We start from the raw sequence: 15,504 nt of genomic DNA on the forward strand, positions 1-15,504 counted from the left end.
TTATCCGGGTCTTGTATCGATCGCCATCCGGACCACCGGCTGATCGTTCCCCGGTTGGCCTGGTGTGGTGCCGGCCGCGTTCGTTATGGAGAACAGAACGTAACCGGTACCGTACCCGCCGTACTGCGCTGCATTCAGTGCGAGCAGGTTCGCCGCCGGAATGTGTAGTGTCGAGCTGCCGTTCACTTCGCCCAGCGGCACGGGATAGGGCGGGATAGCCGTGTCGGAGCCGACGACGACAGGATCGCTTGGCGGCGCGTCGTAGTCGTCTCTCGACGAGAACCTGATTTCGATAATGTCGCCCTCGGCCTTGTTCTTATAGTGTTCGAACACGACGTCGGTACCGTTGCCCGCGGTGATCTCGTTGATGCCGATGACCCATTCCCCATAGACGTCGTCGAAGAATGCCACCGGGGTGAGCTTGGGCGGATTGAGCGTTCCGCCACCGGGAAGTGCGTCGGCGCTCTTGACGGTGACCGTCTGGTCCGGGCTGGTGGCGAAATTGGATGCGCCCGGCGGGAGCGTCAGCTTTCGTTCCACGACGTATTTCAGCGGCACGGATGGACTCAATGCAAACGCGGCGAGATCGGCGGGGGAAACCTTTGCGGTCAGATCGGCCTTCAGTGAGACGTCCGAGGGCTGGACGTTAATAACGGTCGCTGTCGCATTGTTACCCAACCAGATCGTGATGATGTCGCCGGCTTTGAAGGCATCCGCTGCCGTGGGTGTATCGGTGTTGAACCATGGAACGATGACCGTGGCGCCCGTGGTGGTCGTCACTTTGTCCGCGTCCGTAATGACGTTGTCCAGTTCCGCGCTGCTGTCGCCATTGATGATGGCCTTCTGGAGCCTTTCGTTCCACGGGGTCTCCGGGTCGGGATCCGGCTCGCCGCCACCCGCGTCGAGGTTGACAATAACCTGGTACGGTCCCGACTCGCCCAGGAAGGTTGTCTGGTCGTTGCTGTAGAGCCTGTAAGTAATGTCGAATGTGCCGCTGCCGGGGCCGCCGGGGGGAAACACGTCGAGGGCAGAGACTGTGATGGGGAATGCGGTGTTTGTCGCCGCGACCAATACTTTCCCCAGTTCCTTTCCGTTCCACACCACCGCTACGTACTGACCCTGCAATACCTTGGCATTGGCCGGAATATTCACGTGGACGCCCAGGCGGGCTTCGGCGTCGATAATGGCGCCGTCGTTTTCCTGTTCGTCGGCTGTCGGAGGTGCCAGTACGCCCGGATCTTCGGCGAGGAAGGACGTGATGAAGAAGTCGGCGGAAAGCGGGGAGAGATTTCCGGCGCGATCCAGTATTTTGTATTGAAGGTTCAGTCTCTTTGCCGGCGCCGCAGCGATCGAGGCGGCCGTTAGCCAGGCCTGTGTCCATGCGACGACGACCCGTCTCTGGCTGGATGCCTCGGCAGCGGTCACGGACCGTGTTTGTTCGACACCATTGATGAACATGATGAAGACATCGCCCGCTGCCGGGTAGGACATGTCATCGCTGCCACCATAGGCACCGATAAGGCCCTCGACCTGCGTTCGCGTAGCACTGAACCAGCTTGCGGTCAGACCGTTGATAACCTCCTCGCTAATGCCTGCGGGCGGGGGCAGGATATCGGGCGATCCGGCGTAGTGGAGATCGACGGCCGCCGGGGCCTCGGGGCTGGTGTAGGCGTTTCCCGGGTTGGCATAGGGCGTGAGTCTGGCCGTGAGCTTCATGAATCGTTCGGGACGCGGCGCCGCCCATACAATGGGAACGTTCTGGTCGCCCTGTGCGGCGATCGTCACGGGGGCACCCACCGCTACGCCGTCCACGAGCAGTTGAAGCTTGTCGCGCTTGGCGCCGCTGGTGATAGCTACCGTGAGTGTCAGGTCGACGGGCGCCTGATCATTTCTGAGCATGCCGTCCGGCGGGCCAGATGGGGGAGGTGGTGCGAGTGCCGCCGCGGGGATGACCGGGGCGGCCACGGTCGGGGTGGCTGTAGGGGCTATTGCCATATCCGTATCCTCTCTGATTCGTACGATGTGTAGTGCCGAAAGGCGACGTGTCGTGGCCCAGGCGGGGGAGCTACGCGTCGTCGTGCAAGGCACGTGGCGCGTAGCGAATGACGTCCGCAGAGCAATCGCGGCGTGTCAGGCAAGCGTTGCTACGGTCGCAGGCGATTCCTGGCGTCCGCTTCCGTCGAGCTTTTTCTCGACGACGAAGGTCAGGGTGACGAGGTGGTTATTGAGGGCCAGCTCGTTCTGGATGAATGCCTTGGTCACGTAGGTGTTGATCGGAACCAGCGGGCTCGCGTCCTGCTTCGGCGATTCGAAGGTGCGGCCCGCAGCTCCCGTACACTTCAGCCATGCCCGGTATTCGGACCAGGCGGGCTGGTCCGCGTCGGTGTGAATCACGACGACCGAGGGATCGCTCAGTCTTGAGACGACCACCCTGCCGGCGATATCCATGGCCGGCCAGAAGGGGCCGATGGGAAGGCGCAGTTGCCCTGCCACCGGGCCTGTGATGTTCAGACTGGCAATACCCGATGTGCCCTTGAGTACGGCACCCGGTCCTTCCACCTTGTAGAAAAAGGTGGCGCTGCCCTGAGTGAGTGCGGCGAGCGTGGCGTTGGGAACCGTGAAGTTCAGCGTCGGTGTGGTGCCAACGATCTGCGGTGGTATGGGAAACGGCGTGGGGACGTTGCCACTGGTCAGTCCGTTCCAGAACAGCGTCACGGTATCGCCGGCGACGATACCCACCTGCTTGACATAAACAACGGCGGTGCCCGCCCGTCCGCCGAGATCCGGAACATTGAGAGAGCCGGTCGGCGCTTCGGCGAGATACGGTGCGTCAAAAAGCCGGGTACTGGCGGAGACGTTCACCGGCGTTTCCAGCGAAAATTCCGACCAGTTGTCGACGATATCGAAGATGTCGTAGTAGACCGGCAGGGCAGGGTTGTCCTGGCCCTCGATGATCGTCGCTTCCGTAATGTGTACGGTTGTGGGCTGCCCGACTATCAGTGCCGCGGGATCGACGGCAACCTTCACCTTGTCGCCCCAGAAGATGGTCAGTTTGTCCCCCACGGCCATGTTGAGCCATGCCGGTACAATGACATCGACGCCTGCCGTCGCCTGCGCCATGTCGATCGTCGACGGAATGACCTGCGGCGCCAGGAGCTTGGGATTAACGTCCGAGCCGCCAATATCCGGATCGCCCGGTGCGTCGATCTTCACCACGATGGGGATCACCGGCGAAGGGAGGGGCTGAGCTGGAAAACGTGCACGATAGAAGTTGTACTGGCACGATTTGCTGCCGGATCCCGCGCGCCGGATGGAGGCGCTGGCGATCGGTACGGTCGCGAAGGTGGTGTGGCCTTCGATAGGGGCTTTCCCGACCTGTACCGGTGGGTCATCCCAGAGGACCTCCAGCGTGTCGCCGACATCGAATGACTGATATGGCCCGATCAATACGGCAATCGTCGGATTGGCCAGGTCGGTCAGATTGATGCCGCCGTGTGCCTCGGCGCTTGGAATACGGGGGGCCGGCAAAGCAAGCGGAGCGATGAAGTCAGGAGTGGTTTCCAGGGGCAATGAACGGTTCTTGGCGCGTGATGACAGCATCTTCTCGTCCTCTGGTTTCGTTTGCCCCGACGAGCGGTGCGTGGTTGCGGGCCGCACGGGACCCACGCATCGACGCAACGTCGATACGCCATACAAGTACGGGGGTACCTCAAGGGACTACTGCAGCGTGCGCAGCTATCGCCCGGAAGCGGCTCGGGCGAACTGTGCTCGTGCGCTTAAATCTCTGCCGAGCAGCGAAGCATTGCAATATGACTTCGGTTGTAGGCGCGCTGCCTACCGGGCGCGTTCGAGCAACGCGTTGCGCATGAAACGGTACACGGGGCGTGCCCATCGTTTCAGCGGTTTTTTTGCATTCCATGCGAGCCATTGACGCTCGCGCCGGGCATCCGTGCCGATGGCAAGGGCGAGGGCATGCCGCGCGGATGTGTCGCGCAGTACGGCATAGCGTCCGAGGATCGTGCAGTCATCGACGACATGCGTACGCGTGGTCGGTTCGGAGGTAAAGAGATAACGCACGCCGGCAGACGCGGCGGCACGAGCTACGTCCGGCGAATAGAATCCGCCGGGGATGGAGGCCGTATCGACGGATTCGCCCAGTATCTGTTCAAGCCGGTCGATGCTGTCGGTCCACTCCCGTGCCAGCGTCGCGGGTGCAAGACGCGATATCTCGGCGGGATGCGTGTGGGAATGACTTCCGACGACGTGGCCGTGCGCATGTAATATACGAATGGCCGATGCATCCAGAAAGCCATGTGTGCCGATGCGACTCGTCGTAACGAAAAAATGACCGGTCATGCCGCGTTCGTCCAGCATCGCGCCGATTTGCGTCGCGCTGTTTCCGCCGTCGTCGAACGTCAGCAGATGAGGTGCCCCGGCAAGAACGGAGCCAAAGGACATACCTGCGGTGGACAGTTCATGCAGATGCACGGCGAATGCGTCGATATCGAGTTTGTAGTGAGCTGCCGATGCGCCGGGGAAGCCGCTGCTGTCGCAGTCTCCGGGCGACACGATGTCGTGGTACATGAGCGCGGCGCGATTCATGGGTTGAGCATCCGTGCGGCGCGTTTCCAGCGCAGATAACGCGTCAGCCACGGCTGACCCCAGACCGCGCTTTCGCGCGACCGCGTGTCGATGGGACGGGCGCTTCCGTTGGCGATATCGATCAGCCGTTCGGCGACTTCGTCCAGATTGTCGAGAACGGCGCGGTACTGGATCACGACGTGCGATTCGTTCCGTTCGTCGACATCGACACTGTAATGACCATAGACCGGACCGGTATCGACGCCCGCGTCGATCTTCAGCAGCGTCATGCCGACCTTGTCGAGGTCGCGTTCGGCCAATGCCCAGAAGCAGCCGTGCGCGTTGCGATACTCGGGACAGATGCCCGGATGCATCACGAAGCATCCGATACGCGCCAGGCCGATCGCTTTTCGCTTCATCAACTGCTTGCAGCGGGCGATGACGATGTCGGGCGCCGCGGACCGCATGAAGGCGATGGCAACGTCATCGTTGATGCTTGCTATCGTCACTGTCGGAACATCCGGTGTGCTGCCGTAACGATCTTTCATTGCCTGCAATGCCCCTCGGGCCCATTGCCGGTCGCGACGGGCCAGTACGAGGCGCTGGTAGATTCTCATGGCGACGACATCGCCGAATCTGAGCCATCCCACGCGTCGAAGTTCGCGCTTCACGCGGGCGCGTCGTTGCTCGCGTGTTTCCTCGATGACGACGATGCCCGCCAGTTCGGTGAACGATGCCAGCCACGCGGCGAGCCCTTCGCGATCGAAGGCATCGCTGGCATGGCAGATCAGGACCGTGCGCGGCACGCTCATGACGAACGATTGGGGGGTGGTGGCAGGGAGTAGTCGCGCCAGGCATCCGGATTTCCGGTTTCTCCGGCTTCGGCCGCCTTGATGATGTTGTACATCTCGCGCGAGGTCACATAGTGCAGGACATAGCGGTCGCCGTCGTTATAGGCCTGCTCGAGGTGGTCGTGCATGACGTGGGCGGCATCGCCGAGCAGCGTATCCATGTCGCGTTCCTGCGTACCGTGCGTGTGGACCTTGATGAATACCCACTCCGGGCGACCCTCGACATGGATGCCCGTATCGACCCATGCGTCGACGCGCACAGGCGTGGGTGGGCACGCCTTGCGCACATCCGAATTCTCGATGCGCGGAACGATCCCCATGCGACGTTCGCGCCAGTTCAGGCCCAGCGGACCTTGCACGATCATCAGGTCGCCGCTGGCGTTGCCGCCCACGCGGACCGGTACGCCCTTATCGTGCGATTTGCAGCGATGCGGATCGTCGGTGGCGTAGTAGATCGCGTTGCTGGTCGACGTCTGCGTGTCGCTGGGTGCCGAGGGCAGCGTGAAGTCCGCGTAGCAGCCCAGTTCGCGCAGCAGGATCAGTTCGTTGTTGATGCCGCACCAGCGACCGTCGGCGCGGGAATTGTCGAGGCTCCAGTTTCCATGGATGAAACCGAAGCGTAGCTGCCCGGTTTCCGGGTCGACCGGCAACGCGCCATGGCGCTCGTGCAGCAGGCGATTGAAGCGGTCGATCGTCGTGCGGAAGTTGTCGGGCGTGTCGTTGTCATGGTGCAGATGGATTTCGATTTCGCCATAACCTTCCGCGCACAACGCCGCGAGCTTGGTCAGGTGTTCGTCGAGGTATTCCTCTTCGGGATAGAAGAACGTGTGCTGCGGCGGACGTCCGTCGGCGTCGCGATGCCGGTCGGCCAGCCGCCGGTAGTCGGCGCACCAGCGGTCGACGCGGGCGCGCTGGGTCGACAGATCCACCTTCCCCCAGGCGGGCTCGAAGTGATCGACGAAGCAGAACATCACATGGATCGGTCCCCCGGCTGCACGCGGGCGTCTACGGGTCAGGTATCCCCACAACCATGTCTGCATGTTGCGGGCGCGGATCGCATACGCCACGGCGGCTATGCCGGTGAGGACGAGGACCAGCACGATCAGCGCGAGGATCGCCATCAGGAGGCCGTCTCTACCGGAACCAGACTCAGGAGTTGCTGGGCGTTGTTGCTCCACTGACGCTCGCGCTGGATGTATTCGCGGGCGGCACCACCGATGCGGCGACGGTCTTCCGCGCATAGCGCGAGTTCCAGCACGCGCTCGACACAGGCGGCGATTTCGCCGCGCGGAAAGAGCCAGCCCGTGCGGTCGTTATCGATGACTTCCGCGACCGGTGCGTAATCGGGGGCGACGACGGGAACGCCCATACCCATGAACTCGAACAGCTTCATGGGCGATCCGTAGTGGTTCGAGTTCGGAAGCACCGCATAGTCCATGCAGGCAATCCAGCTGGCAATGTCGTCGTGACCGACGCGGCCGGGTAGCAGTACGCGATCGGAAAGCCCGCGTTCGGCAACCAGGGCACGGACGGCCGGCAGGGTGACACCGTCGCCGACGAAGACCAGCGCCAGCTCCGGCACTTCGGCCAGTCGCGCGGCGATCGCTTCGACGAAGCCATCCACGCCGTGCCAGTGGGCGAATACGCCGATATGACCGCAGACGATGCGATACGCCAGGCCGCGTTCGACGCGCAGGCGCTTGCGGTCGAACCGTGCCGGATCGAAGGTCGCGAGGTCGACCGCATTGGGCGAAATGACGGACGGTGCGATGTCGCCATAAGCTTTTTGCGCTTCGTCGCGGAAGTACGTCGAAATGAATACCAGGCCCGTCGCGTTGCGCAGGCACCATGCTTCCATGCGCCTGGCCAGCTTCCTCAGTTTCAGCGGCCGCACCCGCTGGACCAGCGCCGAGTCGTTGATCTCCAGCACCAGCGGGATATTCCGCTCGCGGGCCAGCCAGACGGTGGCGAACAGGAACAGCGAGTAGCGCTCGTAGATCAGGTCGGGACGCCGCCGGCTTATGCTGAGCCCGAGGCGGACGAAGGTCACCAGGTTGTATGCCAGTTCCAGAAACTCGAACAGCACGCCGGGTAATCGGGACACGGCCGATGCGAGACGGCCGCGTTTCGCCGTCGCCTGCGCCGGCGGTGGCTCGTGCTCCGGATCGGCACCGGGAAAGGACACCACGGATACCTCGTGGCCGAGTTCGCGCAGCGCATTCACGATGCCGCGGATGTGCACGCCTTCGACATGCCGCCCGCGCGTGCGATGGTGATAGACGATGTTCATGCGGCCTCCGCCGGCACGGCGCGGAACGCGTAACCCCGATCGAGCCATTCGAGCAGCATCACCGCGAGGGCATCGGTCGCGCGCATGCTGTCGTCGTGCATCAGGACGATGTCTCCCGGTGCGGGCGGACGATCGCGCAGGCGGGTGACCAGCGCTTCGGGGGACATATCCGTCCGGTAATCGAGGCTGTCGTAGGACCAGTACACGAAACTGCGCCTGTGCACGGCGAAGTAAAGCATCAGCTGCGTGCCGACGTAACCGTGCGGTGGGCGCATGCGGTGGTGGGGACGACGATCGAAGTGGCGAAGCAGCGCGTCGGTTTTGTGGACTTCCGTCAGCTGTTTCTTCAGCGTCATGTTCCCGAAAGACCAGTGGCTATAGGAATGATTGCCCAGCATGTGGCCCTCCGCGACGATGCGCTCGACGATATCCGGGTGTTTTTCGATCTTCTCGCCGACGAGAAAGAAGCTCGCCTGGACACCGTGACGGGCAAGCAGGTCCAGCAGGGGCGGGGTGAATTCGGGATCGGGACCGTCGTCGAAACTCAGGTACCGGGCGACGTCGTCGCGCGCGCCGCGCGTCATCACCAGTGCATCCGGCAACAAGCCCAGTAGTTGCTGCTTCTTAGGCTTCCAGTTCATGCGGATACACCGATCGGGAGAGAGGCCGCGGCGGCGACGTCGTGGAGGATGCGCTCCAGCGCATCCACGTTGTCGTCCCAGCGGAACATCGACGCATGCGCGGCGATGCGTGGGTAGTCGAAGCGATGCCCGAGCGCTTCGTTCAGCGCGTGGCCGAGTGCGGCAACGTCGTTCACCGGTACGAGCGTGCCGGCATAGTCGGGGACGACTTCCGGAATGCCGCCCACCCGGGTCGCGACGACCGGTGTACCGCAGGCCATGGCTTCCAGGACGACATTGGGTACGCCTTCGTTATGGCTTGGCAGGCATAGCACGGTGGCCGCACGGAACCAGTCGCCCAGGGCGTGATGCGGGAACGCGCCGCGCAGTTCGACGTTCGCGGTGCAGCCGAGTGCGCCGGCACGCGCGAGAAGTGCATCCCGGCAAGGACCGGCTCCCACGAAGACCAGCCGGGCGTCGGGATGGATGGCGAGTACGGCGGGGAACGCGTTTATCAGATCGATGCAGCCCTTGCTTGCCTTGAGGTTGCCGACGTAAAGAACGACAGGCACGGACGCAGGAAGGCCGACGCGCTCGCGTGCGTCGCTACGCGATCCCGGCGAAAACAAGGCGTTGTCGATGCCGTTGTAAACGACATGCACACGATCGGGAGAGCAACCGAGCGCGATGGCTTTCTCGCCGAGCGCGCGACTCACCGCGACCACGGCACCCGCGCCGCGCAAAGCGGAACGAATCTGCACGCGACGCAGCGCATGTTCGGCCTGTACGTTGAGGTCGCTGCCGTGGACCTTCACGACATAGGGAATGCCCAGCCGGCGTGCGACCCAGCCCGCGGCGGCGCCGTCCGGATAGGCCCAGCTGACCAGCAAGGCGTCGTAGTGCCCGGCGCGCAGGCGGCGTCCGTGCTGCCACATCAGCGACGCGAACCAGCACAGCGCATGCAGCGACCGTCCGATACGCGGTGGATAAACGAAAACGAAGTGACCCGTGCGCAGACCCGGCACGTCGACATCGCCACGACGCCCGGCCATGCGCTCGCGGAAGTCGACCGCCGTGAGGACGTCGACCTCGTGGCGCTGGCCGAGCAGGGCGAACTGCTGACGGTTGAACGCACCGCGTAACGGGTCCCACGGGGTGGGAAACAGATTGGTAAGGACCAGGATCTTCACGCCGCGCTCCCGATGATCCGGCCGTCGCACGGCAAGTCGTCGTACAGCGCGCCGTAGCGCGACGCCATGGCGGCGAGCGAGCCGTGACGTTCGACCCAGTCGCGCGCGGCCACGCCGAAGCGGCGTGCCTGCGGCTCGTCGCGCAGCAGTTCCAGCATGCCTTCGGCGAGGGCGCATGCATCGCGTGCGGGCACGAGGTGTCCCGTGCGGCCGTCGAACACGATTTCGCTGTTGCCGCCGACGTCGGTCGCGATAATAGGCAGGCCAGTCGCGCAGGCTTCCAGCAGCGCCATCGAATAGCCTTCGCTGATCGACGACAGGACGAACAGGTCCAGTCCCTGCAGCAGTTCGCGCACATCGTTGCGGTCGCCGAGGAAATGCACGCTGCCGCCGACCCCTTCGGCGACGGCGTATTGCTCCAGTTCCTCGCGCAGTTCGCCGTCGCCGATCAGCACCAGGGCGGAGTCGGGACGACGGTCGTGCACGTGACGGAAAGCGCGGATCAGGTTGACCTGGTCCTTGGCCCAGTTCAGACGTCCGACCGTGCCGATGATCTGGGCATGATCGGGCAGCAAAAGAATACGCTTGAGCCGCTCGCGCATCGCCGTCGTCGTGGTGGGGAACGACCCGACGTCGATGCCGTTGGGCACGACGAGCGCCTTGGACCGGGGCACGATGCCACGGCGCACCGCGTCGCTGCGCGCGGCTTCGCATACCGCCACCACCGCGTTCGTGCGGACCAGCGCGCGCCGGTAGAACCATTCGCGCCGTCGCGCCCGCCGGTTGCCGCCCATGCCGTGACGTGTGTTGATGACGCGCAGTCGAAGACCGCAGGTGGCCAGCACCGCCTGATAGTGCGCGACGGCGTTATGCGTGTGCAGGATGCGCGTGCCGTGCGCGCGAACCAGTTCGCGTACGCGTCCGAGCGCGCGCATGTCGATACCTTCCTGCTTCCCGCAGGCGGTGACGGGTATGCCGAGTTCTTCCAGTTCGTGGGCGAGCGACCCGGCGTCGAACAGGCAGATCACCTGGCAACGGTGCCCTTCACGGTGCTGGAGCTTCACCAGTTCGATCACCATGCGTTCCAGGCCGCCACGAGCCAGGCTTTCGACGACATGCGTGATATTCATGGCGTGAGCTCGGATACGGTGACGCGCAGCTTGCCGCTGGGCGTCAGTGGGATATCGCTCGGGAAGTGGCAATGCAGTTCTACGCTGCTTCCCAGCACTTTGTCGACTTCCCGACGGATATACGCGAGCGAGGCATCGTCGAAGGCCGGCCCACGCACGATCGCCAGGTCGAGCCGGTCGAGGCGTCGCTGCACCAGCTGGAACCGTTCCACACCCGGCACGTCCTTCAGCATGTGCGGAAAGAACTCGCCCGGGAGCACATGGCCGGCAGGCGTGCGGATAGCGTCCAGCACGCGACCGTCGACATGCGCCAGCATCGGCAGTCCGCGTCCGCATTCGCAGTAGTGGGGGGAGGCGGTCGCCATATCGCCGTTCGCGTAACGGAGCAAGGGCATGCCGTAGTTGAACAGGTCGGTGATGACGACGTTGCCGCTCTGGCCGACCGGCGCCGGCCCGTTCGACGCCGCCAGCTCGACGACGAGATGGTCGGTGTTCACGTGCAGGCCCCGGTGGTGGTCGCATTCCGCGGCGATCAGCATGAATTCGCGGCAGCCGTAGGTGTTGAAGGCCGGGCAGCCGAAGGCTTCCTCGATGATTTTCCGCTGGAAGTCGTGCATGGCTTCCGCCGCACCGATGACGCCCTCGGGCTGCCAGGTTCGCCGGCCCGTGGCGAGTATCCATTGCGCCAGCCGCACCAGCGGACCGACGTAGCCGACGACGATCTTTGGACGGTAGCGGTCGATCTGATCCGCGAATCCGGACATATTCGATTCGGACATATAGAACGTATTGAGCATGCGCCGCGAAAACGCGGCGTTGTACAGGCGATCCTTCATGCGATGCGCGCGCGTCGGCTCGCCGACCGCGCCGCCCCACAGGAACAGGGTGCGCCGGCCTATGCGTGCGCCGGCCCATTCGTAGCCGCGCCACATCACCGCCACGCGGCGGTCGTTGCTTTCGCGCGTATAGCCGAAACGCATCGGTTCGCCGGTCGAACCGCCGGTCGCTTTATACAGAAGACGGTCGCGCCACGACTCGGCTTTCAGGTCGTCGAAGTGTTCGCGGATATCGGCCTTGGTCAGTACCGGCAACGCCGCATAGTCGTCCAGGTTGTGGATATCGGCGACGTCGATGCCCAGTTCGCGCCAACGGCGCCGGTAGAAAGGCACCTCGCGCTCGCAATGTTCCAGCAGACCGCGCAGGCGCTCCCATTGCAGCGATGCGATGCGCGCCGGCCCCAGCCACTGGCTGTCGGAATATTGCCGTAGATAGTCCAGCGTATGCCGGCGGCGCAGTCCCGCTTCGTAGGCCGGAAAGAGCAGGTGCCGGAACGCCGTCTCGTACGCGCTCATCCGGCCGTCCTCAGCAGTACCGAGACCAGGACGAAGAGCGTGGCCACACCGCCCATCGCGGCGGGCACCCAACGCCAGCCTCCCCGCGACAGCTCGAACGCCGGGAGATTGGGGAAGCGTTGGCGGGCACCCGTGTAATAGCCGGCGACCATGGCCGCCAGCAGGTACAGGACGATCATGTAGCTGCGACTGAGGAAGAACGCGGCGGCGAACAGGCCGCAGAGTACGAGCAGCAGGGTCAGGGCGATCGCGCGCTCCTTGCGCCACTCTTCGGCCATGGCTTCGTCGTCGCCGAACTGGGGTTTGAAGCGCAGTACGGTCAGCATCATCCAGAAGCAGTAGCCGACGAAGGCGAGCCAGAGCATGAAACCGATGAATCCCGTTTCGGCGAGTACCAGGACGAAGGAGTTGTGCGCCGTCAGTTCGTTGTATTCGGTGAAATTGCCCGCGCCCACGCCGAACAACGGATGGGACATGAACATGTGCAGCCCCGAATACCACGCGTCGACGCGCCCCAGCGCGGACTCTTCGTCGACATCCAGTTCCTGCATGCGCGACGAAAGGATCTTCAGACAGGTCAGTCCGATGACGCCAAGCACGCCGGCCGTCACGACGCCGCGCCGATACCAGACATAGCCGCCGGCTACGACGAGTACGGCCAGCAGCGCGCCACGGGAATTGGTGAGATAGACGGCATAGAGCAGGAGCAGCGCGCCGGACAACCAAAAGAGGCGCCCCAGCATGCCGCCGCGACGGCTGAGATAGAACGCCATGGGCAAGGTTGCGGCGAACAGCAGCCCGAGGTCGTTGGGATCGTTAAAGATGCCGACGTACTGAATACGGCCGTCGTCGCCCAGCGGGACGCCGGTCCAGCCGACGCCCGCGGCGGCCTGACCGACGCCATGCATGGCCAGCACCATCGCGCACAGGACGAAGACCGCCATGCCGATGACGACATGCCGGCGCGTGGTGCATCCCGTGGCGAAGATCCAGAACGCGATCACGGTGGGGCCGAACTTGATCAGTTCGTCTAACGCACCGCCCGTCCAGCCGTTGGTCACCTGCGAAATCATCAGCACGACGAGGAAGACCGGCAGGATGATGAACTGCGGCGCGGCCCAGGTGCGCTGGCCGGATGCCAGCCATGCGACGAACGCGAGCACGAGTACCGCCGGAAGCACCGGCACGCCGACCAGGCCGGGCAGATAGTCCTGCGGCCGGATGATGGTCAGTACCAGATAGGTGAGGATCAGGGGGAACATGCGGCCACCGGATCCTTTCCCGTTTCGTGATGGACGGTCGGATAACTCATCAGCCGGGGCAGCGTGAGCATCGCGGCGAACCAGCCCGGTCCCATGTTCCGTTCGACCGGCAGACGGTAGAGGGCATAACGGTTCGTGGCCGGATCGGGATTCGTTCCGCAGATGTACGAGCAGCCCAGTTCGAATCCGGCTTCGCGGGTGGCGTCGATCACCTCTCCGTTGAATGCGCGGTCGCCGCCGACCGGATAGGACATAAGGATCGCGGGATCGCCGAGTTCGCGATCGAGCGTCGCTTTCGATTCGCGGATTTCCCGCACCATATCGTCGTGCGGAAGCTTGGCGAACATGCGGTGATGCACGCCGTGCGATCCGACCTCGTAGCCCGCGGCATGCATTTCGCGAAGCTGGTCCCAGTTCATCGGCTTGCACTCGGGCGGTGCGGGCGCGTCGTCGCACGGCATGCGCCAGTCGCGTTCCAGGCGCGCGATCATGGCGGACTGTTCCAGCGCACCGATGTCTTTCATCGCCAGCAGGACGCGACCCGCCAGTTCGCGTCGTTCGGCGCGGGCGGCGGGCATCGGCAGGTCGATGTTGAGTTCGGGCAATACGAACGAAGGTGTGCCGGTAGTCAGAATCATGTGGACCAACCAGTCGTATAGGAACGGCCGGCCGGTATCGATATGGGCGGTGGATACGAAGAACGTCGCGGGAATGCCCAGGTCGCGAAGGATCGGATAGGCGATGCGGTAGTTGTCGTCGTAGCCGTCGTCGAACGTAACCACGACGGTATCGGGCGGCAGCGTTTCGCCCGCCGCGATGGCTTCGGCGACATCGGTCAGCCGCGTCGGACGGAACCGCCTCTTGAGCAGATGCATCTGTTCGTAGAAACGTTCGGGCGACGTGCTGATCAGTTCCAGGTCGAAGTCGTAGGTCTCCGGGTCCGGGAAATCCATGATGCGGTGATAGGCCAGGATGCGCAGATCCTTGTGCCACCACGCGCGCGCGCGTTGCAGGGAATGCAGCAGGCCGCTGGAATAGCACAGCTCGCCGAGGCGACCCCGGATACCTGAAGCGCGTCCATCGCTGGTCGACGGGTTCACCATAAATGCAGTCCTCGGTTGCGGGCGAAGGCGAGGAGCGCCTGCGCGGCGAACAGGTTGAGGTAATAGAACGCTACGGCCAGCCGTACCGGCAGCCAGCGGGCGAGACGGGGACGCAGGCGTCCGGCGAGTACCAGGCCGGCGGCGCATACGATGCCGAAGAACATCAGTGCATAGACCGCGTGGCGCGTAGCCAGCGCGGCGCTCGACAGCGTGAGGACGACGAGCATCCACGGCGCCAGCAGACGCAGCAGCTTGTGACTGACGAAACGGAACCACAGCGGATTGCTCGCGGGCCAGATCAGCCAAGGCGCAAGCTGGACCAGCTGGTAGTTACCCGCCAGCGTCCGGATCTTCCGTTTGCGTTCGGCGTCGGGATGCTGCGAAGGCTTGTCCCATGCGAGCGCGCGCGGCTCGAAAATCACGCGTTGCCCGGCGGCCGCCACACGCATGGGAACGAGTACGTCGTCGAGTACCGTGCCCGCGGGCAGCGGGCTGTAAAGCTCGCGCCGCATCGCATACAGCGCACCGCTGACACCCACGGTGGACCCGGATTGGCTTTCCGCCTGCCGGATGATTTTTTCGTAGCGCCAGTATGCATCGACACCCTGCGCGAATCCGGTCAGCACGTTTTCCATATGCAGCTCGCCGCTGACGGCACCGACCGTGGGATCGGCCAGGTTCGCGACCAGTTCGCGCAGCGCGCCGGGCGACAGCTTCTGGCGAAGGTCGGTGAAGAGCAGCACGTCGCCATGCGCGATCGCCACGGCGTCGTTGAGACAGGCGGCCTTACCGCGACGTGCGGGGTTGTCCAGTACGCGCACACGGAGGTCGCCGCAGGTACGCGCAAGCGCGGCGGTCGCATCGCGGCAGCCGTCGCACGAAATGACGATGTCGATCAGTTCGGCGGGATAGTCGAGCGCGCGCAGATTGGAGAGCTTCGCGCGTATCTGGCGCCCGCCGTCGTGGACGGCGATGACGACGGTCACGCTCGGCGTAATCGGTGCGCGCCGCACGGGCCGGGGCGATACCTTCGCCAGCGCCCACATCATCGCGGGATACCCTACGAAAACGTGGACGAGCAACGCCACGCAGCCCCAGCATGCCATGTGGGCCAGGAATGTCATT

At 64.1% G+C, this 15,504-nt stretch carries 13 protein-coding genes; all 13 read right to left on the minus strand.

The window, feature by feature from the left end:
- Window positions 1-1,899 (minus strand): hypothetical protein, encoded by a 1,899-nt coding sequence (locus EC912_RS03105; protein WP_132141653.1) that lies wholly within the window; start codon window positions 1,897-1,899, stop codon window positions 1-3.
- Window positions 1,900-2,130: 231 nt separating this feature from the next.
- Window positions 2,131-3,600 carry a hypothetical protein gene (locus EC912_RS03110; protein WP_132141654.1) on the minus strand — a complete coding sequence of 490 codons (1,470 nt, stop codon included), beginning with the start codon at window positions 3,598-3,600 and terminating at the stop codon, window positions 2,131-2,133.
- A gap of 234 nt (window positions 3,601-3,834) precedes the next feature.
- Entirely contained in the window at window positions 3,835-4,602 is a 768-nt protein-coding gene (locus tag EC912_RS03115; protein WP_132141655.1) for a polysaccharide deacetylase family protein, read from the minus strand.
- Complete coding sequence (locus EC912_RS03120) at window positions 4,599-5,393, minus strand: formyltransferase family protein (protein WP_132141656.1); 795 nt, start codon at window positions 5,391-5,393, stop codon at window positions 4,599-4,601. The genes EC912_RS03115 and EC912_RS03120 overlap by 4 nt, the downstream gene beginning before the upstream one ends.
- On the minus strand, window positions 5,390-6,553 hold the full coding sequence (locus EC912_RS03125; RefSeq protein WP_132141657.1) for a hypothetical protein: 1,164 nt from the start codon (window positions 6,551-6,553) through the stop codon (window positions 5,390-5,392). The genes EC912_RS03120 and EC912_RS03125 overlap by 4 nt, the downstream gene beginning before the upstream one ends.
- A complete protein-coding gene (locus EC912_RS03130) occupies window positions 6,553-7,722 on the minus strand; it encodes a glycosyltransferase family 4 protein (RefSeq protein WP_132141658.1) in 1,170 nt (389 codons plus the stop codon). The genes EC912_RS03125 and EC912_RS03130 overlap by 1 nt, the downstream gene beginning before the upstream one ends.
- Window positions 7,719-8,363, minus strand: a complete 645-nt coding sequence (locus EC912_RS03135) for a polysaccharide deacetylase family protein (RefSeq protein WP_132141659.1) — start codon at window positions 8,361-8,363, stop codon at window positions 7,719-7,721. The genes EC912_RS03130 and EC912_RS03135 overlap by 4 nt, the downstream gene beginning before the upstream one ends.
- A complete protein-coding gene (locus EC912_RS03140; RefSeq protein ID WP_132141660.1) occupies window positions 8,360-9,532 on the minus strand; it encodes a glycosyltransferase family 4 protein in 1,173 nt (390 codons plus the stop codon). Before EC912_RS03140 ends, EC912_RS03135 begins: the two co-directional genes overlap by 4 nt.
- Window positions 9,529-10,662 (minus strand): glycosyltransferase, encoded by a 1,134-nt coding sequence (locus EC912_RS03145; RefSeq protein WP_132141661.1) that lies wholly within the window; start codon window positions 10,660-10,662, stop codon window positions 9,529-9,531. The genes EC912_RS03140 and EC912_RS03145 overlap by 4 nt, the downstream gene beginning before the upstream one ends.
- Window positions 10,659-12,014, minus strand: a complete 1,356-nt coding sequence (locus tag EC912_RS03150) for a phenylacetate--CoA ligase family protein (protein ID WP_132141662.1) — start codon at window positions 12,012-12,014, stop codon at window positions 10,659-10,661. The genes EC912_RS03145 and EC912_RS03150 overlap by 4 nt, the downstream gene beginning before the upstream one ends.
- Window positions 12,011-13,276, minus strand: a complete 1,266-nt coding sequence (locus EC912_RS03155) for an O-antigen ligase family protein (protein WP_132141663.1) — start codon at window positions 13,274-13,276, stop codon at window positions 12,011-12,013. Before EC912_RS03155 ends, EC912_RS03150 begins: the two co-directional genes overlap by 4 nt.
- Window positions 13,264-14,379 (minus strand): polysaccharide deacetylase family protein, encoded by a 1,116-nt coding sequence (locus EC912_RS03160; protein ID WP_132141664.1) that lies wholly within the window; start codon window positions 14,377-14,379, stop codon window positions 13,264-13,266. Before EC912_RS03160 ends, EC912_RS03155 begins: the two co-directional genes overlap by 13 nt.
- Window positions 14,373-15,503 (minus strand): glycosyltransferase family 2 protein, encoded by a 1,131-nt coding sequence (locus EC912_RS03165; protein WP_132141665.1) that lies wholly within the window; start codon window positions 15,501-15,503, stop codon window positions 14,373-14,375. The genes EC912_RS03160 and EC912_RS03165 overlap by 7 nt, the downstream gene beginning before the upstream one ends.
- Window position 15,504: the final 1 nt, after the last annotated feature.

Source organism: Luteibacter rhizovicinus, assembly GCF_004342265.1.
Lineage (GTDB): Bacteria > Pseudomonadota > Gammaproteobacteria > Xanthomonadales > Rhodanobacteraceae > Luteibacter > Luteibacter rhizovicinus_B.

Bases quoted from the DNA above. Each gene is read 5' to 3' on its own strand.
- EC912_RS03105 (WP_132141653.1), bottom strand. From the start codon at position 1,899: ATGCTCAGAAATGATCAGGCGCCCGTCGACCTGACACTCACGGTAGCT.
- EC912_RS03110 (WP_132141654.1), bottom strand. From the start codon at position 3,600: ATGCTGTCATCACGCGCCAAGAACCGTTCATTGCCCCTGGAAACCACT.
- EC912_RS03115 (WP_132141655.1), bottom strand. From the start codon at position 4,602: ATGAATCGCGCCGCGCTCATGTACCACGACATCGTGTCGCCCGGAGAC.
- EC912_RS03120 (WP_132141656.1), bottom strand. From the start codon at position 5,393: ATGAGCGTGCCGCGCACGGTCCTGATCTGCCATGCCAGCGATGCCTTC.
- EC912_RS03125 (WP_132141657.1), bottom strand. From the start codon at position 6,553: ATGGCGATCCTCGCGCTGATCGTGCTGGTCCTCGTCCTCACCGGCATA.
- EC912_RS03130 (WP_132141658.1), bottom strand. From the start codon at position 7,722: ATGAACATCGTCTATCACCATCGCACGCGCGGGCGGCATGTCGAAGGC.
- EC912_RS03135 (WP_132141659.1), bottom strand. From the start codon at position 8,363: ATGAACTGGAAGCCTAAGAAGCAGCAACTACTGGGCTTGTTGCCGGAT.
- EC912_RS03145 (WP_132141661.1), bottom strand. From the start codon at position 10,662: ATGAATATCACGCATGTCGTCGAAAGCCTGGCTCGTGGCGGCCTGGAA.
- EC912_RS03150 (WP_132141662.1), bottom strand. From the start codon at position 12,014: ATGAGCGCGTACGAGACGGCGTTCCGGCACCTGCTCTTTCCGGCCTAC.
- EC912_RS03155 (WP_132141663.1), bottom strand. From the start codon at position 13,276: ATGTTCCCCCTGATCCTCACCTATCTGGTACTGACCATCATCCGGCCG.
- EC912_RS03160 (WP_132141664.1), bottom strand. From the start codon at position 14,379: ATGGTGAACCCGTCGACCAGCGATGGACGCGCTTCAGGTATCCGGGGT.
- EC912_RS03165 (WP_132141665.1), bottom strand. From the start codon at position 15,503: ATGACATTCCTGGCCCACATGGCATGCTGGGGCTGCGTGGCGTTGCTC.